Origin of the sequence: Mariniphaga sp., assembly GCF_041687215.1 — a bacterium.
Lineage (GTDB): Bacteria > Bacteroidota > Bacteroidia > Bacteroidales > Prolixibacteraceae > Mariniphaga.
The window spans coordinates 19,114-42,419 of sequence record NZ_JAWLCI010000047.1; the positions used below are offsets into that span (position 1 = coordinate 19,114).

The window sequence follows — 23,306 nt, forward strand, 5'->3', positions numbered from 1 at the left end:
AAATTCGTTTTGATTCACCCCTTTTTTTACCCATTTTTTGTAACCTCTTTATGTCATGTAGCGAATAAGTGTACAGAGACAATGTTCACTTAAAACCTGGAAATCATGGAAGAAAAACTGGTTACAATTGTAGTATTACCTTACTCCAAGGCGCAAATGCTTAAAGTTCGTCTTGAAGAACAGGATATTGAATGCGACCTGGAAGACATCAACCTGATGGAAGATGCTGCAACTTCAGTACAAGTTAAAATCCTTGAAAAAGATATTCGAAAGGCTGTTCCTGTACTGGATGAATTTCTGGGAAAAAAATTCGAAAAAGAGAGAAAAGAAGAAGAGAAAGACGACCATGTTCTGGTGCCGGTTGATTTTTCTCCTGTTACTTTTAAAACCTGCAAAATGGCTTTTAATATTGCCGCCCACCTGCAGGTAAAACTGGTTTTTATGCATTGCTACATTAATCCGGTCGTACATTCGGTTCCTTATGCCGATGTGTATGTTTACGATACCACATTGCTGGAACGGATGGATAATGCCGAAAAGAATGCCAATGAAAATTTCAGAAAATTTATACGGAAACTCTCTTCCGATATTGGCAAAGAGAAATGGAGGAGCGTTAATAGCGAATTTATTATTAAACCGGGATATGCCGACGAAGACATCCTGGCTTATGCACACGAAAACAATTCGCGGCTGATTGTTATGGGCACAGGAGGCGACTCAGGCCTGGTTATGGGAAGTGTAACCGCCGATGTAATTTACAACGCGAAAGTCCCGGTACTTGTTATTCCGGAAGATTCGCCGGAAAAGGAAATCCTCGATCTGCAAAAAGTGGTTTATGCCACCAATTTCGATGAAAAAGACTTTTCGGCCATCGATAAGTTAATAGGGATATTAAAACCTTTCGATGTAAAAGTATTTTGCGTACATGTTGGTAAAGGAGAAAGTTCTGACTGGGATAAAGCACGGCTTGAAGGAATGAAAGATGTTTTGAAAAGCAAATACGAACGAAAGGATTTTGACTGCCGGCTGCTGGTTGGAGAAAATATTCTGGAAACGCTTGATAAATTTATTAAAGAAGAAAACATCGACATTATTTCGCTTACCACCCATAAGCGAAATATGATCGCCCGGTTATTTAATCCAAGCATTGCCCGGAAAATGGTTTTCCACAGCAACACGCCGCTGCTGGTTTTCCATGCTTAGGGAATTGACTATTTACCTTGCTTAAAAAGAATCTCCTTCTCTTTTTTGGTGAGGCTTTCGTAACCCGATTCGGCAATTTTATCGAGAATCCGATTGATTTCTTCCTGTTGAAAGTTTTGTTTGCGGTTGTATTCGTAATCGTCTCGTGGCGGGGCTTGTTGCTTAAAGGTCACTTTCATTTTTTCTTTTGGTTTGAACCATTCACCCATTTTATCGAGAAAAGCCACCAATCCCGAGCCCCAGTCTTTTCCTTTGCGCAATTGTGCAATGTAAAACCACCCCCAGGCAGCACCTCCCAAATGTGCCAGGTTTCCACCCGGATTAGAAGTAGAAATGCCAATAATGGACAACACTACATAAAAGGCTGCAATATATTTCAACGGAAAACGCCCGATAAAAAAGAGGTGTATTTCGCGTTGCGGATCGTAAACGGCAATGGCTACTAGAATGGCAAACACCGATGCCGATGCCCCCAGCAAAATGGCATTAACCGACTGAAAGGCCGGAAAAATATTGAATGCCAAAACGTACAATAACGCACCGGACAATCCGCCCAACAGGTAAACACTCAACAATTTATCTCCTTCAAAATGATACATAAAAAGTTTTCCAAACCAGTACAAACCCAGAATATTAAAAAGCAGATGCAGGAATCCGGCATGAAGGAACATGTAGGATACGGGAGTCCAAAACCTTTGCAAAAGTATTTCGGGATTTGAAGGTACGGAAAGCCATTCTACCAGATAAAAAGGAATTCCGGCCAGGTAAAAAATTACCGCCAGCAGTTTTATCAATAAAAAAACACCCAGATTGATGTAAATCAGTCGGGTTAAAGCAGAACCCTGTTTAAACGTTCGTTTTATGTCGGCCCAAATATCCACCTTTTCAAATTTCAATCTTCAAATCTCAATACTATATACTCAAATCTATTGGTCTGTTTTAATAAAAATGGTTGGTGTTTTTATTCCAGTATTTAATAAGCAAATAACCAAACAACATCCCTCCCAAATGGGCAAAATGCGCCACATTGCTTCCCGGACGGGAGAAGCCCAAATAGAGTTCAATTAAGCCGTAAGCAATAACAAAATATTTAGCTTTGATAGGAATGGGCGGGAAAAGCAGCATTAACTGGGTATTGGGGAAAAGTACACCAAATGCCAGCAACACGCCAAACACAGCTCCCGATGCACCTACCGTGGGAATGTCCATTTTAAGTTGAAGGATGCGTTCCATCAAGCTCAAACCTTCAGAAGCATAAGCCGAATTGGTTGCATCGTCGTACCAGGTATTGATAAAATCGCGCACCTGTACCGAAGCATTGGACAAATGTTTGCTAACAAACTGGTCGAGCAGGTCAGGCGACGGAGTATTACGGAATGCCTCAATGGCATTTTGCATGGAAGAAATTTCGAGGTAATTTACAAACATGTGCAGGGCAACTGCGCCCAGGCCAGTAACAAAATAGTAAATCAGAAACCGTCGCGATCCCCATACATTTTCCAGTACGCGGCCAAACATCCACAGGGCAAACATATTGAAGAACAGGTGCATCATCCCCCCATGCATAAACATGTGTGTAACAATCTGGTGCATCATAAATTTGTCTGAGCCCGGATAGTGCATGCCCAGGTATGCTACCAAATCGATTCCCCTGCTCTGCAGAACCCAGGTGGCCAGCAAAAGCAGCACATTAATTATAATCAGGTTTTTAACAACCGGAGGAATCGCGTTCATTACAGGACGGTAATTCATATTATTCAAGTTGGAAGTTGGAAGCCCGAAGCCGGAAAACTAAAACAGCTTCAAAAAGCCACTAACTTGGTTTTTATTATAAACACTTTTTTGATTTCATAGTTTACAAGAGCCAGACCAAATATTTAAATCGCCAATATAACGACATATTGTCATTTATTAAAAGATTTTTCGATATCCTCCAGCGGAATAATCGTTAAAACCTTTTTTCCCTCTGGCGAATAATTGGGCGTTGCACAGGCAAACAAATTATCTATCAGATGATCAATCTCCTCCTGCTTCAGTTCGGTGCCATAATCAAGCGCCGATGCTTTTGCCAGCGAAATAGCCACCTGCACTTTGGCTTTGGCTTTGGCATTCACCGGCGAATTTTTATACTCCTCTAAAAGCTTTTCAATAATTATTTCTGGTGAAGAAACATCCAAAACTCCCGGTGTTCCGTTAATAATGAATGTATTTTTTCCAAACTCACGAATATCGAAACCCAGCGAAAGTAAATCGTCGAGAATATTTTTAAGTAGTTCGGCATCGCCGGCATCCAACTCCAGGGTTTGCGGAAAAAGCTGCTGTTGGCTTGCCACCGAATCCGACTTCAGCACTTCCATAAACTTTTCGAAAAGAATACGTTCATGCGCCCGTTTCTGGTCAATCACCATCAACCCCGATTTTACCGGCGATAAAATGTATTTCTGTTTTAACTGTAATATTTTTTTCCGGGAAATTCCCTCGGATGATTTTACAGATTCTAAGAAACCCGGTGCCGGAGAAGTTTCGTCTTCTGACCTTAAAATCAACTGGGCGCCCTGGTATAAATCTTCCCAACGGGTTAAATTGCTTTTTTCGGTTTTAGCCGATTTGGGCAGTTTAAACGATGGCGTTTTCTCGGTTTCAAACGGGTTATAATCCCGATTCACTCTAATTTCCGGGTATTGAATTTCGCCGGTTTCTTTGCTCCTGACCGGAATATCAATGTTTCCGCTCTGGTCAAAATCGATGGAAGGCACCACATTGTGTTTCCCCAGCGATTCGCGCACTGCCGCAAAAATGACCTGCCAAATGGCCCGGTCGTCTTCAAATTTAATTTCGGTTTTTGTAGGATGCACGTTGATATCGATGGCAGCCGGGTCTATCTCCAAAAAAAGAAAATAGGACGGGAACGAATCGGCCGGAAGTAATTTTTCGTAAGCCTGCATAACCGCTTTATGAAACCAGGGATGCCGCATGTACCGTTTGTTCACAAAAAAGAATTGCTCGCCCATAGTTTTACGGGCATATTTGGGCTGGCCCACATACCCCGAAATATTCACCAGACTGGTTTCTTCCTCTACCGGCACCAGGCTCTGGTTTATGCTCTTTCCGAAAATATCTGCAATCCGTCGCCGCAAATTGCTTTTTCCCAATTCGTAAAGCGATGAGTTATTATGAAAAAACGAAAATCGAATATCGGGATTTGGGAGCGCCATCCGCTGAATTTCACTGATAATGTGTTTCAGCTCGGTAGTATTTGCCTTCAGAAATTTACGACGGGCAGGCACATTGTAGAACAGGTTTTTCACGGTAATAGTAGTCCCGTTTGAACAGGCCACCGGCTCCTGGGTTTTCACTTCCGAACCGATGATGTGAATCAGTGTGCCCACTTCGTCTTCCATACGTTTGGTGCGCAGTTCAACATCGGCAATGGCAGCAATGGAAGCCAGCGCCTCGCCCCGGAAACCCATGGTGCGGATACAAAACAAATCGTTGGCCGAATTGATTTTCGAAGTAGCATGCCGTTCAAATGCCATTCGGGCATCGGTTGGCGACATGCCGCATCCGTTATCGGTAATTTGAATGAGGGTTTTCCCCGCATCTTTAATATGAATGGTTACTTCATCGGCTCCTGAATCCAGCGCATTCTCTACCAGCTCCTTCACTACAGAGGCTGGCCGCTGAATCACTTCACCGGCAGCAATTTGGTTGGCTACCGAGTCGGGTAATAATTGAATAATATCGCTCACTAAAACGTAAAATCAGAATAAAAAAACAGGTAAAAAATAAGGGTCAGAATGATAATTAAAATGATAAGCCTGGTATTACTTGCTTTACGGGCTTTTTCAGAGGATTTGGCGAAACCTTCCTGTGCCTGCCTGAACTGCCCTTTAATGTTTGGCCGGTAAAGTTTATTTTCCGCCTTTTTTTCGTCCACTATCCCCAATTCCTCTTTTATCCTGCGCTCCCGTTCATCCCGTTCATCCTTGTCGGGATCGTAGAACCGCGGGGTGATACGAAACTTTTTAGCAGGTGGTGTATGAAAAAATCTCCCAATCATATTTGCTTTTAATTTTTACAAAGATAAGGTTTCTTCACAAAAATGCATGAAAATGAAATCGGGAGAAGATTTTTATCATACCCGGCTTACCGGATTTATCTGACCAGATTTATAAATGTATCTGACCAGATTTTTTCTCTTTAAAACAATTTTGAAGGAAAATAATTTAGCGGTCTAATTTTTTATGATTTTAAAAACTTTTACAATTTTATGGTTTTGCGATACTACATTCAGAAAATAAATGCCCGAAACAAAACTCCCCATGTCTATTTCTTCGGTGTTGGTCTGCATTTGTTTCAAAACCGATTTACGACCTGTGATGTCAGAAGTTTCATAAAAAAACGGTTCATTCCCTGTCTGAATGATTTCAATTTTCAGAAAACGCCCGGTTGGATTGGGATACACCTTCACTTCCAGTCCGGGAAATTCCATTTCGCTGACGGCCGTTACCAGAAGATTTGTCTGATGCATGCCCTGTGTAAGTATGTTGCCTGAACCTGCGATGGTTTCAATCACCGGTTCGCCCAGAGTCCAGTCCACCGTGTAACCGGCGGCACTTCCTGAATTTCCGGAACTTGCAACCACCTCCTGTGCATAGGATGTTGCTGCTGCAAAAACCAACGCAAGTAAAACAAAAATTGGCTTCATTTTGATCAGTTTTATGTTTTTATTCTTCATTCTGTGCACTTGCTGAAAATATTCTTTCCAGCCGTTCAATTCGCAAATTCTGCTCCCTGTTTTCAGCTTTCAGCCGGTCGTTTTCGGCTTTCAGTTCTTTAATGGCATTCACCAGTGCAACGTTGATGGCGTGGATATTAAAATCGAGGTAACCGTCTTCGGCTTCCGAAACTGCTTCGGGGAAAATTTTCTGAACGTCCTGGGCCACAAAGCCCACCTGTTCAACATCTGATAATAGTTCCCGTGGATTGCCTTCATTATATACAAAACGAACAGCATTGAGGCCATTGATTTCATCCAGCCCTTTTTCGTAATTGCCCAGAATAGTTTTTAGTCGTAAATCAGAGGAGGTAGCCCAGGCTGTCCCGCCTTCGGTTTTGTAGGCATTTCCAACAACATGTAATTTTTGAGTTGGACTGGTGGTTCCCAGGCCCACAAAAGCATTGGATTGTTTGGCAAAAATAGCGACAGCATAGGCATTGTTATTAATCGTGAGTCCGCCTCCGGCAGCATTATTGAAAATATGCCATTTTTCGGTTGTTCCCTCATAAAGGCGAAATCCGGCATCCTGGCCGGAATTGGATTCGAGGTACATAAAGCTTCCCGGAAATCCGGTTCCCTTCAGGTGTAAACCGGCTGCCGGGCTAATTGTATTAATTCCAATTTTTCCTGTTTCAGAAATGGCTAACCTGTAATATCCGGTACCACCAGCCGTTTGTGATGTTGCAAATAAAATGGACCCTCCTCCTTTGTTGTTTAAAATCATATTTGAACCTGCTGCTCCATAAATTACATCGGTATTACCCTCACCTATAATTCTATATCCATTATCTGGTTTGAATAATTCAGGTTTATATTCAAGATATATGCTTCCGTCATCCAATTTTAAATTTCCATCTGCTATGTGTACTTTGTATTGTGGCATCATTGTTCCAATTCCAATTGCACCTTCTTTAGAAATAAACATTCTCATCGATGCTGATGGTCCGGCTGTTGGGTAAGTATAAAATTTTATGCCGCCACCTATTAGGTTTATAAGTTCAAGATTTTGCTCTTCAGCCCTCATTTCACAACCATAATCCCCCCAATCCATTTTATAACTTCCATCTGTCAACACATTCCCTGATACATGAAGCTTTGCAGATGGTGAATTCGTCCCTATGCCAACCAAACCTGTTGTTCTGAAAATATTACTTCCACTCAAGGTCCACAAATTATCACTGCCTGCCGGTAATGTAACTGAATTCCCTCTGGAAATTGATAATTCACTGCCGGATATCGAAAGTGTTTGATTGTCGGTTAAATCTCCGATGACCTTTAACGGATCTGATGTAGTTCCTTCGCCATTCAGTGTTGCATCGCTAACAACGGTTTGTGTTCCCCAATTGTCGCCGCCACCCGATGACGGAAGTGTGACGATGCCTCCTCCTTTGCTTAGGGAAAGGTTGGTTCCGCTGATGCTTAATGCCTGGATTTCATTGGTCGGATCACCATCAGCTTCTATTTCCACCGTTTTTGCATGAAACGCATACGGAACAGCCATCAGTTGCATGGTTCCCAGGTGGCTGAATGTATTGCCATTGGCCGGGTCGAGTTCCACTTTTAAAAAATGTGACTTGTTTCCCCAGGAAGCCGGGTTAAAATTACCGCTTACTTTGGTTCCAGAGCCAACCACCAGGTTGGCCAGCCCAAAATCGTTGGTTACTATTGACTGAGTCTCCACATAAACCGGCGTTCCGGTAGCGCTGTTTTGCAAAATGCTGAACTTAAATTTTACGGTTTGGCTGGCAATAACTTCTCCTGAGTTGTTACGCACCACGGCCTGGTAACTGAATCCGGCCGGAACCTGTGCCATCAATGCAACGGCAAACAGAGAAAAGAATAAGGTAAAAATTGATTTTTTCATTGGTTTTTATTTTTGATATCAGTATTTATTGGCGCATTACAAAACGAACAAAAATTCAAATTCAGCCAGGTTTCAGTAACCGGCCAAATAATTCATTATACGGCGAAAAAAATGTTTTGTTGAATAATCTCAGGATACCCGCAACATCCATTGCAGTTTTGCGATAAAAAGATGTGGACAGTGGCTGCATCTCATTAATGTTTAATTAATTAATAAGAATCCTTGCTTTTTGAAAGACAAAATTCACAATAAGTTACGGATAATCTTATTATGTTGGAGCGATAGAGTTATTTTTTTAAAATCAGACTGATTTTTCCAGAACTTCCGTCAGTTGTTTATTATTCAGCAGAACCGGATTTCCTTTCATGCTGCTGGCTTTTTTGGCTTTTTCAACCAAATCAGGAAAATCGGAAGAGGAAAGTCCAAAAGCGGAGAGGGATGGAATTCTTAAAGCTTTCACCATTTCCGCGGTCCATTGAATGCCATCTTCAGCTTTTGCATTAAGATTGCCGGTTAAAATTTGAGCTACTTTCCTGTACTTCTCAAGAGTTTGTATTTGCTTCTGCTCTTTCACCTTCCTGATGTTTATTTCCATTACAGCAGGCAGCAATGCAGCACAAACCGCACCGTGCGGAACCGGAAACATTCCACCCATAGGACCTGCAAAACCATGAACAGCACCCAGTTTAACATTGGCCAAAGCTATTCCTCCCAACATGGCCGCAAAAGCCATATCTTCGCGGGCTTTCAGGTCGTCGCCATTTTCATGAGCTTTTTTTAGCGATACTGAAATCCGGCGCATTCCTTCAATGCAAAACATATCGATAAACGGATTGGCCTGATTGGAAACAAAGGTTTCAAGCAGGTGGGTCAATGCATCCATTCCGGTTGTTGCGGTAATTTCAGGCGGCATGGAAAGGGTGAGTTCAGGGTCAATCACTGCCACATCGGGAAACATGAGCGGACTGCGTAAACTCACTTTTACGTTGTGTTCAGTGGAATGGATAACGGCATTTTTGGTGACCTCGGCGCCGGTACCTGCGGTAGTTGGAATTGCAATAAACGGCAAAGGCTTTTCTTCCAGCTTTTTGCCTTTTCCAATTACTTCGAGGTAATTCAATAAATTTCCTTTGTTGGGAACCAGAGCAGCAAAAGCTTTGGCGCTGTCGATAACGCTGCCGCCACCAAATCCCACAACCGCGTCGCAAGCCGTTTCACGAGCCAGCTTTGCCCCTTCGGAAATCATTTCAGTGTCAGGTTCTTTTTCTATTCGAAAATGGATTACGGTGAATCCTTCAGCTTTCAGGTTTTCGGTTAAAAACTTTGCACGTTCAGGGTTTTTCCCGGTAACCAAAAAAATATTCTTGCCCATTTCCTGCAGTAATTGCGGGATTTTGGAAACCGTTCCGTTCCCAAAAATGATTTGAGTTGCTGTTGCAAATTCAAAGTTTATTCCCATCCTTCATCTACCGGAAAAACATTAAAATACTTCACAGAAGTACGCGGCTCGGCCATCATGTGGGCTACTTCGTCGCGCCAGCGCTGGTAATGTTCAGTCTCTTTGTGCCGGGCCGGGTCTTCATAAGTGCGGTAAACCTCAACCAAAACAAACCGAGTGCGATCGTCCTGCTGCTGAATCACATCGAATCGTGTTATTCCGGATTCCAGTAAACTCTGGCGGGCATTTTCAACGGTGGCCTGCTTAAAATCCTCAATATAATCTTTCTCAACATGAACAAAAACGTGTACGATAAACATAGCATTTTATTTTCGTCAAAAATACGAAAATGTGGGTGAAAACCATGACCAATTACAATGGGAAGAAACCTTGACTTTTAAACACAGATTCACTAACTTTGATAAAGCACCAATGTTTAAAAAAACCGAAATGCGAATCAGTTTTTACATCACTTCCTTGCTTTTTATTTCTTTTTTAACAGCCTGGTATGCTGATTTGAACACACAAAACATTAACGATGAACCGGGTAGTCAGGAAAGAAAAGCCGATTCGCTTGCACAAGCTGAAAAACATACCGAGGCAGCCGAATTGTACCGGGTACTGCTAATTTCTGGCAAAATAAAAAATAAGGAGCAAATAAACCGGCTCCGTTACAAAACCGGAAACAGTTTGATGCATGCCGGAAAAGACAAGCAGGCACAGCCCTGGTTCCATAAAGTTTTGGAAAAAAACGCCGCCATGGAATTACACAACGATGCCATGACCGGCTTGGGAAAAACCAATGAATATACCGGAAAATGCGACTCCGCTTTTTACTGGTATCTTCGTGCCTACAAGTTGGTGGAGGAATCGACTGATACCCTCCGGCGGGCCCGGGGCGCACGAAATATGGCGCAATTGCTGAGAGTTCTAAGTCGTTTTGATGAAGCCACGGACTATTGCCAAAAAGCCGTTAAACTTATTCCTGGCATTTCCGATTATAAAACTGAAGCCAATATTTACAATGAAACCGCCTATCTGTTTGAACTTTCGGGTAAATTGGATTCTGCCGCTCACTTCTACCGGCAACTTATTCATATTTCAGCAGAAAACGGGTACAAAAAAGGTGAATCGGCGGGGTACTCCAATCTTGCCTCGGTGCTTGAAAAACAAAAAAGGTACATCGATGCGCTGGAATTAAAACAGCAGGGGCTGGAAATTGACCGGCAGATTGGCGATGTTTACGGCATGATGAATTCTTATCGCGGATTGGCTGAAACCTATACTTTGATGGGAGATACGGAACCAGCAATTTATGCTCTTGACGAGGCTTATGTTTTGTGCGACACCAGCTGGATTTCCGATTTGTCGGGCATTCACCTGAGCTACTACCAACTTTTTAAAAAAACCGGTAAAACTGCAAATGCGCTCAGCCATTACGAAAAATACACCAAACTGTTCAACCGCATTAATGAAACAAAAAGCCGGGAAAAAGTTTTGGAACTTTTAGCGCAGTACGAAACCGAAAAAAAGGAACAACAGATTCTTTTACTCGAGCAGGCTAACCTGCTAAAAGAAAACCAGTTGCGGCTGCAATGGCTGATTATTGGGGCACTGACACTTCTGGGATTATTCATCGTGGGTACAGGCTGGTCGGTCATCCGGCACAAAAACCAGAAATTAAAACTGATGAAAACTGAACTGCAACATTTTCTGCTGCATGAAAAAAAGGTTGGAAATTCAAATCAATCGCATCAGGAGATTTATGCTGACAAATGGGGATTGACTACCCGCGAAAGTGAAATCCTGCACCACCTGGGGCAGGGTTGCTCCAATGCCAAAATTGCGGAAAAACTTTTCATTTCAGAAAACACAGTGAAATTCCACATAAAAAATATTTACATCAAACTGAATGTGAAAAACCGGATGGAGGCCCTGTTAAGGTGCAGCGAAAATTAAACTGCCGGTTATCATAAGCACAAAAACTACCCTTTTGGGTAGTACATTTTGTTGGTTTCTTCCCGAAATTGAATACAGAAATCTGAACAAAAGATGGAAACAAAAAATTTGATTTCGGTGGAGGAAGAGCACATCATTTTACTTTTACAAAAAGGATATTCCAATCAAACCATTTCCAAAGAAACAGGGATTTCGGTGAATACCGTGAAATACCATCTGAAAAAAATATTCAAAAAACTGCATGCCAGAAATCGCATCGAGGCAATCAACAATTTCAATAAAACATTAAAAAACATACCGTTATGAAAAATTTTTGCATTATCATTTTAATGATTTGCGCTTTACTTTTGCCCGGCATTCCAGCAAAATCGCAGGTAAAAGTGGATGTGGAGAAAAAAGTGGAAAAAAAGGTCGATCAAAGGGCCAATAAAAAGACCGACCAGGCCATAGACAAAGGCCTCGACAAACTGGAAGAAGGCATTGGCAGCCTGTTTGGCAAAAAGAATAAAAAGGACAAGAACCAGGCAGAAGAAACTAAGCAGGCACAACCGGTAAATGAAATTCCTGCCAATGCACAGCAACCACAGCAACCAACAGCTGCAGACCCCCAACTGAACTGGGCAAAATACGATTTCGTGCCGGGCGACAAGGTTATTTTTGAAGACAACCTTGAAAACGAGGAAAACGGAGAATTTCCGTCGCGGTGGGATTTGAACAAAGGAAATGTGGAAATTGCCGAATTTGGTGGAGAGAAGGTCATCATGTTTATGGATGGTGCAAGCAGCATTGTCCCGTTTATGAAAGAACCGAGGAAAGACTATTTACCGGATATTTTCACCATTGAGTTTGATGCGTATTACGATGTGGAGCCACATTCAGCCAAATATTTTGTGCATTTATATGATTTGAAAAATCAAAGAGGATCTGCATTAAATAAAATCAGTCTTTTCCCAGGGGGAATTTCCGGCTTGAAAAGTGAAAAAATCATTCCGGGCAAACAACTCTGGTACAACCAGGACAAACCATTCTGGCGCCATATTGCCATTGGGTTTAATGTGCGTGCGCTAAAAGTTTATTACGATGATGAACGCATGTTGAACATTCCCAACCTCGGCTTCAATCCTACCGGTTTAACCATTGAGATTATCAATACGAAACCGGTGAATTTTTACATTAAAAACATCCGCATTGCCGAAGGCGGACAAAAGCTGTACGACAGATTTTTGCAGGATGGAAAAATCATTGCCAATGGCATCCGGTTCGATGTAAACAAAGCCACATTGCGGCCTGAATCCATGGGAGTTATCAACGAAATTGCTGAACTGATGCAGGAAAATCCGGATATTAAATTCAGCGTGGAAGGCCACACCGACAGCGACGGCGACGATGCACTTAACCAAACCCTTTCGGAACAGCGCGCCGCTACCGTGGTTAGCACACTCACGAAAATGGGAATCGACGCAGGCCGCATGACTTCAAAAGGCTGGGGCGAAAGCCAGCCGCTCGATAGCAACAGCACACCCGAAGGGAAAGCCAATAACCGGAGAGTAGAGTTTGTGAAAATTTAAAAAAGAGCCCCTCCCGGCCTCCCCAAGGGGAGGAGTTGAAAAGAATTTATTAAAAATAAGTCAAGATGAAAACACAAAGTATATTATCCGTTTTTATCATTCATCTGATTTTTAGCTTTTACTCTGTTTCGTATGCTCAGGTTTGGAACCGGGAAATTGTTGACAGCACCGGAATAGAAAATGGAATTTACCGAACGCTGGTGATTGACAACTACGATAATCCGCACATTGTATATTTCAACAGTGACTTCTTTGATTTAAAATATGCATACAAAAACGGTAATGTTTGGGATATATCTGTTATAGACAGTATCAGGGTTTCCGGCATTTCGTGTGATATTGCATTTGACTCAAACAACACGCCTCATGTTTGCTTCCAGGATGGATGCAATGATTTGACAGAATGTTTTGGCGCCGGCCTTCAATACATGACAAAAACTAACGGGGAATGGGTGAAGGAAACCGTTTTTGAAAACACCTTGCCCTTTGCTTTTAATTATATGATGTGCAGTATCGAAATTAATTCGCAAAACCAGCCTGTTATTGCCTTTTATGAAAAACTTTCTGATGACAACATAAAGATTGCAACTAAAAGTACATCAGGTTGGAATATTAAGGGATTCCCGGTTGTAAAAGGCGCTCCAATTAACGGAGACAACCTGAATTTTAGACTAAAAAGCAACAACACTCCTGTAATTCAGTATATTGCTTACGACAGCCTGTTTGTTGTTGAGTGTAATTTAACAACAGGAAACTTTCAAAAATATACATATCCTGTCAAGCCCGACATTTTGATGGATCAGACAAATCACAGCAGCTTCGACCTGGACGATGAAGATAATCTGCACATTGTTTTTGAATCATTTAACGAGGGGAATAATTTTAAAACAGGTTTCTATTATTCCTTTTTTAATTGGGATGAATGGGAAAAAGAAGAGCTCTTTTACGTCAAAAACAGGTGGGAGAAATCCTACATTAATATCATCAATTCTAATCCCCGATTGGTAACAATCCGTGAAGATAACCTTATTTACAGCATTAGAAATAACAATCAATGGACAGAACAACTTATTGATACTCTGGTTACAGCTAAGTTATTGTCTTTTGACCATGACATCAATAACTATCCGCACATTGCGGTTTATGGCAGAATACCGGAATTAGCAGAAGAAAAAGAAAATTGCCTTATTTATTACAGGTATTATCCGGGCGCATCCAACATGGAAGTTTCAACCAATTACTATGATTTTCAAGATGTTTGGATTGAAAGTTACAGCGAATACAACATCATTTTAAAAAACAAAGGTGTTGCTCCTTTGGCAATCGACAACATAAAATTTGACCCAACATCAGCTTTTAAAATAACCAATAAAAGCCAGAGATTATTTATCCCGGTTGGTGATTCAGCAAAGATAAGTGTAAGGTTTACTCCACAGGATGAACAAAATTACTCCGACATTTTGCAGTTGATAACAAACGACCCGGCTTTTCCTGTTTTCAATATTCAATTCTCAGGAACGGGGGTTTCCAGCGGAACAAATGCAAGTATTACTGTTCAGATTAACGATATTATTGCAGATTTAAAAAACCTTGCAATAAATAAAGATGAACGACTTCAAGGGGTTGAAGTCAGGCTTTTTCAAAACAATCAACCAATTACAAACACGCTTACCACAGATGCTGACGGTTTGGTTTCATTCAATAATTTAACACCCGGTTTTTATGAACTCAAATTTTCCAAAAAGGTGCCGCACAGCCAAAACGAGCTTCAGTTATCGGTGCAGGAGGAATTTGAAATAGGTCCGGGTAAAAACACACGGCTTTCGCATTTGCCGGACTCGCTGTACAAATATAAATTTCAGCTAATTGAAGAATTAAACCAAATGGAAGCGTCAAACTCCATCTTCACTGGTGAATATTTTACTTACAAGCAGGTTGAAGCGAATGTTGAAACCTTATTAAAAAACTGGGCAACAGATTACGATGCTCAAAAAACAGAAGTATTGGCCCGTTTATTACTGACTGAAATGTTGGTCAAGGATTTATTTGAGCAGGGGATGAATGTTTCTAATGAGATGTTTTATGATTTTGGCGATCTGATTGGGTTCATTTTTTACTCCAACGATTGGTCAATGACCCTGATTGAATTGATTAAGGCCGCAGCAGAATTGATTTCTTCTTTTGCAGAGGGAGGCTCAACGGCTGCCCGGAAAATTCTTATGGAATTACTGGATATCTTAATCAAGGAACTTATCAAACAGGAAATACTTGCATCTGTTACAGAATCAGTAGAACTAATCGGAGCAAAATTGAGTCATCCTGCCGATATTATTTTAATGGATGGGTGGCGTGAATTAAAGAATAATTATTCATCAATGAATTTTCAGTCCTTTAGCTCGGTGGCCTGGGATGAAATAACACTCAAAGTTTTCAAAAAACTTAAAGGACCGTTTATTCAGGAAGTTTATATCAATTTGTTAACAGCCCCGGTAATTACCAAAGCGTTTGATTATTCAGAAACCAACAATTACAGTGGAATCTTTGCAAATGCCTGTATTAATGAAATAGAGTTTGTTGCCGACGAAGAAAATAATGTGGAAAATATTATTGAATGGGCTTCCGGCCTGCGGGAAACGGCTAACCTGTTTATGACAACCGCCAGGATTCTTGAAGTTGTTGCAGCCATTGACCCTACAGGAATTGTAAATAATGTTGCGCAATTTACTTCCTATATTCGGCTTTCGGCTTATGTTGAAGTGATAACTGCTTTGGGATTATCAACTTCACAGTTTTTTATTTTACCAGCAAATATGAATGATGAAGTGGATGATATTTATTTTTCATCGGCAGTAAAAAAAGGAACCATTACAACACAAAACCAGGTATTCAGTAAAAGCAAATATACTTCTGCAACCATCAGCAACATAAAAAAATCGTTGCAGGAAAATGAAACTTCTTTCGACTCCATCCTGTATTTGGTTCAGCAAAATATTGAATCGGGCTCAAACGTGGAAGCAGCCAGCGAGTTACTCAACCTTAATGAGGCTAAAAAAAATTATTCCAATACAATTTCACAAAGCTATGCTCCACTTCGTGCAGTTGCATCAGAAGCGAGCCAAATCATTCCAACATTTGAAGAGCACTACGATTCATTAATATCCTATAAAGCAAAAAATTTGCAGGAATGGTTTAACACTTACCTTCTGGTAACCATTTCTATGCTCGACACTGCAAACCAATTAACAAACACAATTCTTGAACAGATTGACAAAACAAAACAGGTAAACCATCTGCTCACATCGCACATTGAAAATATGCTGGAAGATGTTACTGGGAATATGGAAGTTCCGGGCGTAATAGTGGCCAGCCAAATTAAACAGGATAAATACAGTCTAAAATTGGGAGAGACAGGGACTGTTCGGTTAAAACTGGAGAATGTGGGCGCCAGTGAGGCAAACAACATTCGATTGAAAATGGAGACTAATGATGCCCTGAACTGTATTCAAACAAGTGAATTTTCTGTTGGTACCCTGTCTCCTGGGGAAGAAAGCGAAGAATATATTTTTACATTTAATGTTGCTGAAAATCAACATTCTTTAGGATTTTGGGATGCTTTGATAACCAGCGATGATGCCGCAGCCATGTCCAAATCAGGTACATTTACAATTGAAGATGCAACAACCAGTCTTCAAACTTCGAAACAAAGTAAATATTCCGGTTTATTCTGCTTCCCAAATCCCGTGAACTCCAGCGGAACTATTTTCTACGAACTGAAAGAAGGCGCCGAAATTAAAATTCAACTTTTTGATATTACCGGCCGTGAAGTTAAAACACTTTATTATGGGTATAAAGAAACAGGAAAGTCACATATTTCATTTGATGCAGCCCCAATACCGAATGGAATATACATTGTTAAAATGCATTCCAACAATTCCTTGTCAGGAACTTTAAAAGTAGTTATTCATCATTAACCAAAAATAATTATCATGAAAAAATCAATTACAAACAAATATACTGCAATGCTCTTTACATTACTGTTGGGCTGTTTACAATTTCCTTCCAGTTCTTTCAGGCACAAGACCTGCTGAGTAAGGTTAGAGATAATGATTTAAATGCTAAAAGGAACTAATTGCGGCAAATGATGATGTAAACATGAAGGACGGCATGATGGGATTTCTGGCAGAAAAAGGAACCAATGTCAATGCGATTGCCGAAGAAGGAAAAACTCCACTTTCTACTGCAACAGAAGCCGAGGATGAAGAAATTGTAGAAATATTAAAAAACCACGGAGCAAAATAAAAATCGTTTTACATGGGGCGACGCCTCAATAATGACAGATATAATGGCTTCCACAAAATAAATTTACCACGCCTCAAATTCCACATTTGATAAAATAATTGCACTTTTACTGCAAAACCGAACAAATATCAGATGAACGGCAGAAACTTTTTATACAAAAGCGCAGTGGTGGCCTCTCTGGCGGGCTTCCTTTTTGGATTCGATACCGTGGTGATTTCCGGCGCCGAACAAAAAATTCAAACATTGTGGGAACTGAACAGTTCATTGCACGGACTGGCCATCAGCATGGCGCTGTGGGGCACGGTGCTGGGTGCGTTAACAGGCGGCTGGCCGGCACAGGCTTTTGGTCGAAAAAAAACGCTGCTGTGGATTGGCATATTTTATCTGACTTCGGCCTTTGGTTCTGCTTTGGCGCCCGGAGTTTATTCCTTCATGTTTTTCCGGTTTATCGGCGGTGTGGGTGTGGGTATTTCCACGGTGGCGGCGCCCATGTTTATTTCCGAAATTGCACCGCCGGCCATGCGTGGTCGCTTAACCGGCATGTTCCAGTTCAACATTGTTTTTGGTATTCTGGTGGCTTATCTGTCAAATTCGTTGCTGGGCGGAATAGGCGAAAGCGCCTGGCGCTGGATGCTGGGCGTGGAAGCGGTTCCTGCATTGCTGTTTACCACTTTTTGTTTCGGACTCCCTGAAAGTCCGCGGTGGCTGATTGTGCACAACAAAAACCGGGAGGCCGGGTTAGCCGTTTTGAAAAGGGTAAATCCCGGGTTTTCAAATGAGGAACTGAATTCGCTGGTGAAGGAAATCGAAAATTCCGGAAATCAAAAAAACGAGAATAAAAAGTTCTTCTCCCGAAAATTAATAAAACCGGCTTTCCTGGCTATTTTCATTGCATTTTTCAATCAGCTTTCGGGTATTAACGCCGTGCTCTATTTTGCTCCGCGGATTTTTGAGATGACCGGGCTGGAATCGCAGGCAGCGCTTTTGCAGTCGGTGGGCATCGGTATAACAAATCTGGTTTTCACTTTTGTAGGTTTGTGGCTTATCGACCGGTTGGGCCGCCGGATGCTGCTCTATATTGGCTCCTTTGGGTACATCGCTTCACTGGGACTCACTTCGTGGGCTTTTGCCTCCGGAAATCCGGGCATTGTGCCGGTGTGCATTTTTGCATTTATTGCCGCACATGCTGTTGGCCAGGGAGCTGTAATCTGGGTTTTCACCAGCGAAATTTTTCCCAACCGGCAGCGGGCATTCGGACAGTCACTCGGCAGTTTCACCCACTGGTTTTTTGCCGCAGCGCTCACGCTGGCTTTTCCCCTGATGGCCGAAGCCTGGAAGCCACAATTCATTTTTGGATTATTTTGTGGAATGATGGTGCTACAACTTGTTTGGGTACGGTTTTTTGTACCCGAAACCAAAGGCGCCTCGCTGGAAGAACTGGAAAGGGAATTATAGAAATCAGTTTCACTTCTGTCTGAAATACACCTGAATGGGCACTCCCGTAAAATTGAAATTTTCCCTGATTTTGTTTTCGATGTAACGCCTATATGGTTCCTTAATGTATTGCGGCAAATTGGCAAACAGCGCAAACGCCGGCGTGGGCGAAGGCAATTGGGTAACGTATTTTATTTTGATGAATTTCCCTTTTACCGAAGGTGGTGGGTAGGCTTCCACTGCTTCCAGCAACACTTCATTCAGTTTTGAAGTTTTAATACGGTTTTTCCGGTTTTTAAACACCTGCATGGCAATATCCAGCGCTTTGTAAACCCGCTGTTTGGTAATTGCTGAAATGAATAATATGGGTACATCGGTAAACGGTGCAATCCGCTGTTTGATTTCTTCCTCCACTTTTCGGGTGGAATGACCATCTTTTTCAATTAAATCCCATTTGTTTACTAAAATAACCACACCCTTTTTATTGCGTACAATCAGGTTGAAAATATTCATGTCCTGTGCTTCCAAACCCCGGGTGGCATCAATAAGCAGCAAACACACATCGGAACTTTCGATGGTACGCACCGAGCGCAACACCGAATAAAACTCGATATCGTCGTGCACTTTTCCCTTTTTGCGTAAACCGGCGGTGTCGATAATTATAAAATCGTGTCCGAACTTGTTGTAGCGGGTATGAATGGAATCGCGCGTTGTGCCGGCCACATCGGTAACAATGTAACGTTCTTCGCCCAGCAGGGTGTTTATAAAAGATGACTTGCCAACATTGGGGCGGCCAACTACCGAAAGGTAAGGCAGTTCGTGTTCTTCGTCGTTATCGCCTGTTTCGCCAAAACTTTTTATTACCTGATCGAGCAAATCACCGGTTCCGCTTCCGGTCATGGATGAGATGCAAAAAATTTCGCCAAGTCCGAGGCCGTAAAACTCCTGGGCATCCAATATGCGTTGGTTGTTGTCCACCTTATTTACGGCAACTACAATTTTTTTCCTGCTTTTCCGAAGTATTGCCGCAACGGCGTCGTCGAGGTCTGTAATTCCCAACTCCACATCTACTAAAAATAAAATCACATCGGCTTCGTCGATGGCTAGATGCACCTGTTTGTTGATTTCGGATTCAAACACATCGTCGGAATTCACTACATAACCGCCGGTATCAATTACCGAAAACACTTTCCCGTTCCATTCCGCTTTTCCGTAATTTCGGTCGCGGGTAACGCCCGACACTTCGTCCACAATGGCTTCCCGCGATTCGGTGAGCCGGTTAAACAATGTTGATTTGCCCACGTTGGGACGGCCTACTATGGCTAATATTCTGCTCATTTTTTTCTTTTAATTCCCTTCGTACCCGAAATTTTTCAACTGCTTTTCTTTTTCGCGCCAGTCTTTGGCAACTTTCACGTAAAGCTCCAGAAAAATCTTCCTCCCAAAAAATTCCTCGGCATCCTTGCGGGCTTCGCTTCCCACTTTTTTCAACATTTTACCGGCTTTACCAATAATGATTCCCTTTTGTGTTTCGCGAGCCACATAAATCACAGCTCTTACTTCTATTAAACCACCTTTGGTTTTGAAATCTTCAACTTCAACTTCAACCGAATAGGGCACTTCCTTTTGGTAATTCAGTAATATTTTTTCACGAATGATTTCCTGCATAAAAAACCGCTCGTTGCGATCGGTCAGTGCTTCCTTATCAAAAAACGGAGGTGCTTCAGGCAGAAGTTCCAAAATGCGATCGAAAACCGGTTCGATGTTAAATTTTTCTTTGGCAGAAACAGGATAGATATTGGCGCCGGGGAACACCTCGCTCCAGTAGTCGAACAGCCGGGTTACTGCTTCCTGGTTCGATAAATCGATTTTATTGATGAGTACAATCACCGGCATGTTCGATTTGCGAATACGGTCGATGTAATCGGGATTTTTTCCTGGTTTTTCCACCACATCTGTTACAAACAAAATCACATCGGCATCGAGGAGGGCTGTTTCCACAAAGTTCATCATCTTCTCCTGCAATTTGTACCCCGGCTTCAAAATTCCTGGTGTATCAGAATAAACAATCTGAAAATCTTCGCCGTTTACAATCCCTTTTATGCGGTGACGGGTTGTCTGCATTTTCTCCGTAATAATCGACAACTTTTCGCCCACCAGGGCATTCATTACTGTGGATTTTCCCACGTTGGGATTTCCCAAAATATTTACAAAACCTGCTTTATGCGTCATAATCAATTCAAATCGCTAAAAATCAGCGCAAAGATAATTGATTTGATTTACCCTGACAGATTTTAACTGGCCATTTTACATTAACTGTGTATAATTTCACATACCAAATTGCTGTTAAAAGTTTATAAAAAACCCGCTCTAAACCTGATTATCATTGCCCGTTTCGTCATTTTTCCGTATTTTAAGGGAAAAACTATAGTTATCAAAAATAATTATTATGAAAAATATACGCCTTGACAAAATCGCAATTAACGTTCATGCACGCAGAATTTTGCTGACCATCCTGGAGGAAAATCCGGTTTTGGAGCGGATTCTTCGCAAATCCACTACTGAAACAGAAGCCATGGAAGCCATAAAAGAATGGATTCTGCCCAGGTTGAAAAAAAATCCGGCTGCAGAAGCTTTTTACCTGAAAAAAGAGCACAGCCACGAGTTATTTCAGCAGTTGAACTGGGAAGATTTTGCAGCCATCCGGCTGCTCGATTACATTAAACACGCCGGCGACGCTTATCCAGACCAAAATATTCACGGCGAAATGGCCGTAACCAATCCCATAAAAATGATGTGGCTGGCCACCAACCGGGGAATTGGAGGGGCCAAGCCTGATTTTTTCCTCGACATGCTGCAACTTTTCAGGCAACTGAACGGAAAATTAAAACCGGAAATTCCATCGAGGGAACTGATTGAAGAATGGATGGACCGCTACCCTGCAGGGATTGATCCCAAAATTGCCGAATTGCGCGCAGAAAACCGCGACCGAATTATCCGGATTTTAATTGAAAAAATTGACACCGGTGAAATAAAAAGCAACCGGTTTTCTTTTAAAGAAGATATGACGCAGGACGAAAAAGTGCAAAAAATGAACGAATGGTGGCAAGAAAGCCTTTTTCACCTGAATTTTGCGGTGCGTTCGCCCGAAATGCTTAATGAGTTGCTGGATTACTCGCTCGACCCCGATACCATGGACATTTTATATGATGCCGAAGAAAAAGGCATCCCGTTTTTTGTGAATCCATACTATTTGTCGTTGCTGAATGTGCAAACACCCGGTTTTGCGGTGGGCGGCGATTTGGCCATTCGCTGTTACATTGTTTACAGCAAGCAGTTGGTTGAAGAATTTGGCGAAATTCAGGCCTGGGAAAAAGAAGACAAGGTTCAACCAGGAAAACCAAATGCTGCCGGATGGATACTACCCTCGCACAACATCCACCGCCGTTACCCCGAGGTTGCCATTTTCATTCCCGACACGGTTGGCCGTGCTTGTGGTGGACTGTGTGCCAGTTGCCAGCGTATGTACGACTTCCAGAGCGGACGGTATAATTTCAACCTTCAGAAGCTGAAACCAGAAGAATCGTGGAACGAGCGGCTGCCCAAGTTGTTAACTTATTTCAAAAACGATGCGCAATTGCGTGATATTTTGCTTACAGGAGGCGATGCACTCATGAGTTCAGACAAAAGCCTGAAAAACATTCTGGATGAAATTTACAAAATGGCCCTTCAAAAAAGGGAAGAAAACAAAAAAAGACCTCAGCACGAAAAATATGCCGAAATAGTAAGAATCCGCATTGGTACACGTCTGCCAGCCTATTTGCCCATGCGAATAACCCAGGAACTTGCAGATATTTTGGCTGAATTTAAAGAAAACGCTTCAAAAATAGGGGTAAGCCAATTTGTGATTCAAACCCACTTTGAATCGCCCATGGAAATCACGCCCGAAACACAAAATGCCGTTCAATTATTACTAAATGCGGGTTGGTCAGTGGTTAACCAGCTTGTATTTACTGCACCTGCCTCACGTCGCGGCCACACGGCAAAACTGCGCAAAATATTAAACGACATTGGAATTCTCACCTACTACACGTTCACCGTAAAAGGGTTCAGGGAAAACAGCTCCAACTTTACGCCCAATGCCCGTGCAGTGCAGGAAGAACTGGAAGAAAAATACCTGGGGCGATTGCCTGAGGAAGAAATGGGCGAAGTGCAGAAGCTGATGCTTGATGCAGAGCACATTGTTGACCGTGTGGAAGCAATTCGTAAAAAGAACGATTTGCCGTTTCTGGCTACCGACCGTAACATCCTCAACCTGCCAGGAGTTGGGAAAAGCCTTACTTTCAGAACAATAGGAATAACACGCTACGGAAGGAGAATATTAGAATTTGACCACGACCGTACAAGAAACCATAGTCCGATTATTGACCAAATGGGAAAAGTGATTGTAATTGAATCGAAATCAATAACCGAATATCTGCGGCAACTGGAAGATATGGGCGAAAACCGCGATGAATACGAAGGTGTTTTCGGCTACTCGTTGGGTGAAACCGAACCACGCATGCCCATGTACGAATACCCGGAATATGATTTTGATGTGACGGAAGAGATGACGCATTTGGAACTGGGAGTGGAAGCGTGAGGATACAAAGGTTTTATTTGTTTTTTTGGGTGCAGTTCTCATATTACGCAGTTAATTTTGTATAATACCTTTCAGAAAATTCATTCCAAAATCCTTTCCACCTGTTGGATTTTACGACT

General features: G+C 42.0%; 18 protein-coding genes. 8 read left to right on the forward strand and 10 right to left on the reverse strand.

Annotated elements, in window-relative coordinates; all coding sequences use genetic code 11:
* Positions 1 to 105 precede the first annotated feature (105 nt).
* Complete coding sequence (locus ACESMA_RS15220; RefSeq protein WP_372949707.1) at positions 106 to 1,203, forward strand: universal stress protein; 1,098 nt, start codon at positions 106 to 108, stop codon at positions 1,201 to 1,203.
* A gap of 8 nt (positions 1,204 to 1,211) precedes the next feature.
* Here ACESMA_RS15220 and ACESMA_RS15225 read toward each other — a convergent pair whose 3' ends face one another.
* The 8 genes from ACESMA_RS15225 to ACESMA_RS15260 form a co-directional block, all read right to left on the reverse strand.
* Complete coding sequence (locus ACESMA_RS15225) at positions 1,212 to 2,084, reverse strand: rhomboid family intramembrane serine protease (RefSeq protein ID WP_372949708.1); 873 nt, start codon at positions 2,082 to 2,084, stop codon at positions 1,212 to 1,214.
* Between the two features lie 58 nt (positions 2,085 to 2,142).
* Positions 2,143 to 2,955, reverse strand: coding sequence for a rhomboid family intramembrane serine protease (locus ACESMA_RS15230; RefSeq protein WP_372949709.1), 813 nt, complete (start codon positions 2,953 to 2,955; stop codon positions 2,143 to 2,145).
* A 152-nt stretch (positions 2,956 to 3,107) separates the two neighbouring features.
* Positions 3,108 to 4,952 carry a DNA mismatch repair endonuclease MutL gene (mutL, locus tag ACESMA_RS15235; protein ID WP_372949710.1) on the reverse strand — a complete coding sequence of 615 codons (1,845 nt, stop codon included), beginning with the start codon at positions 4,950 to 4,952 and terminating at the stop codon, positions 3,108 to 3,110.
* A complete protein-coding gene (locus tag ACESMA_RS15240; protein ID WP_372949711.1) occupies positions 4,952 to 5,263 on the reverse strand; it encodes a hypothetical protein in 312 nt (103 codons plus the stop codon). The genes mutL and ACESMA_RS15240 overlap by 1 nt, the downstream gene beginning before the upstream one ends.
* A gap of 174 nt (positions 5,264 to 5,437) precedes the next feature.
* Positions 5,438 to 5,911, reverse strand: coding sequence for a T9SS type A sorting domain-containing protein (locus tag ACESMA_RS15245; RefSeq protein ID WP_372949712.1), 474 nt, complete (start codon positions 5,909 to 5,911; stop codon positions 5,438 to 5,440).
* A 19-nt stretch (positions 5,912 to 5,930) separates the two neighbouring features.
* Entirely contained in the window at positions 5,931 to 7,847 is a 1,917-nt protein-coding gene (locus ACESMA_RS15250; RefSeq protein WP_372949713.1) for a tail fiber domain-containing protein, read from the reverse strand.
* 301 nt (positions 7,848 to 8,148) lie between these two features.
* Positions 8,149 to 9,306 carry an iron-containing alcohol dehydrogenase gene (locus ACESMA_RS15255; protein WP_372949714.1) on the reverse strand — a complete coding sequence of 386 codons (1,158 nt, stop codon included), beginning with the start codon at positions 9,304 to 9,306 and terminating at the stop codon, positions 8,149 to 8,151.
* On the reverse strand, positions 9,297 to 9,605 hold the full coding sequence (locus tag ACESMA_RS15260) for a putative quinol monooxygenase (protein ID WP_372949715.1): 309 nt from the start codon (positions 9,603 to 9,605) through the stop codon (positions 9,297 to 9,299). The genes ACESMA_RS15255 and ACESMA_RS15260 overlap by 10 nt, the downstream gene beginning before the upstream one ends.
* Positions 9,606 to 9,735: 130 nt before the next feature.
* Here ACESMA_RS15260 and ACESMA_RS15265 point away from each other — a divergent pair, with 130 nt between their 5' ends.
* The 6 genes from ACESMA_RS15265 (at position 9,736) to ACESMA_RS15290 (ending at position 18,566) form a co-directional block, all read left to right on the forward strand.
* Positions 9,736 to 11,244, forward strand: a complete 1,509-nt coding sequence (locus ACESMA_RS15265; protein WP_372949716.1) for a tetratricopeptide repeat protein — start codon at positions 9,736 to 9,738, stop codon at positions 11,242 to 11,244.
* A gap of 93 nt (positions 11,245 to 11,337) precedes the next feature.
* The gene (locus ACESMA_RS15270) at positions 11,338 to 11,550 is read left to right on the forward strand and encodes a helix-turn-helix transcriptional regulator (protein WP_372949717.1); all 213 of its coding nucleotides are present in this window, start codon (positions 11,338 to 11,340) and stop codon (positions 11,548 to 11,550) included.
* Complete coding sequence (locus ACESMA_RS15275; RefSeq protein WP_372949718.1) at positions 11,547 to 12,812, forward strand: OmpA family protein; 1,266 nt, start codon at positions 11,547 to 11,549, stop codon at positions 12,810 to 12,812. Before ACESMA_RS15270 ends, ACESMA_RS15275 begins: the two co-directional genes overlap by 4 nt.
* Positions 12,813 to 12,877: 65 nt before the next feature.
* A complete protein-coding gene (locus ACESMA_RS15280; RefSeq protein WP_372949719.1) occupies positions 12,878 to 16,783 on the forward strand; it encodes a T9SS type A sorting domain-containing protein in 3,906 nt (1,301 codons plus the stop codon).
* A 181-nt stretch (positions 16,784 to 16,964) separates the two neighbouring features.
* Positions 16,965 to 17,111, forward strand: coding sequence for a hypothetical protein (locus ACESMA_RS15285; RefSeq protein ID WP_372949720.1), 147 nt, complete (start codon positions 16,965 to 16,967; stop codon positions 17,109 to 17,111).
* Between the two features lie 132 nt (positions 17,112 to 17,243).
* Complete coding sequence (locus tag ACESMA_RS15290) at positions 17,244 to 18,566, forward strand: sugar porter family MFS transporter (RefSeq protein ID WP_372949721.1); 1,323 nt, start codon at positions 17,244 to 17,246, stop codon at positions 18,564 to 18,566.
* A 9-nt stretch (positions 18,567 to 18,575) separates the two neighbouring features.
* Here the strand turns inward: ACESMA_RS15290 and der are convergent, their stop codons facing one another.
* Both der and era read right to left on the reverse strand, forming a co-directional pair.
* The gene (gene der, locus ACESMA_RS15295) at positions 18,576 to 19,883 is read right to left on the reverse strand and encodes a ribosome biogenesis GTPase Der (protein ID WP_372949722.1); all 1,308 of its coding nucleotides are present in this window, start codon (positions 19,881 to 19,883) and stop codon (positions 18,576 to 18,578) included.
* Positions 19,884 to 19,892: 9 nt separating this feature from the next.
* Entirely contained in the window at positions 19,893 to 20,777 is an 885-nt protein-coding gene (gene era / locus ACESMA_RS15300; RefSeq protein WP_372949723.1) for a GTPase Era, read from the reverse strand.
* 217 nt (positions 20,778 to 20,994) lie between these two features.
* On the opposite strand from era, the gene ACESMA_RS15305 reads away from it, so the two are divergent.
* Positions 20,995 to 23,187 carry a KamA family radical SAM protein gene (locus ACESMA_RS15305; protein WP_372949724.1) on the forward strand — a complete coding sequence of 731 codons (2,193 nt, stop codon included), beginning with the start codon at positions 20,995 to 20,997 and terminating at the stop codon, positions 23,185 to 23,187.
* Positions 23,188 to 23,306: the final 119 nt, after the last annotated feature.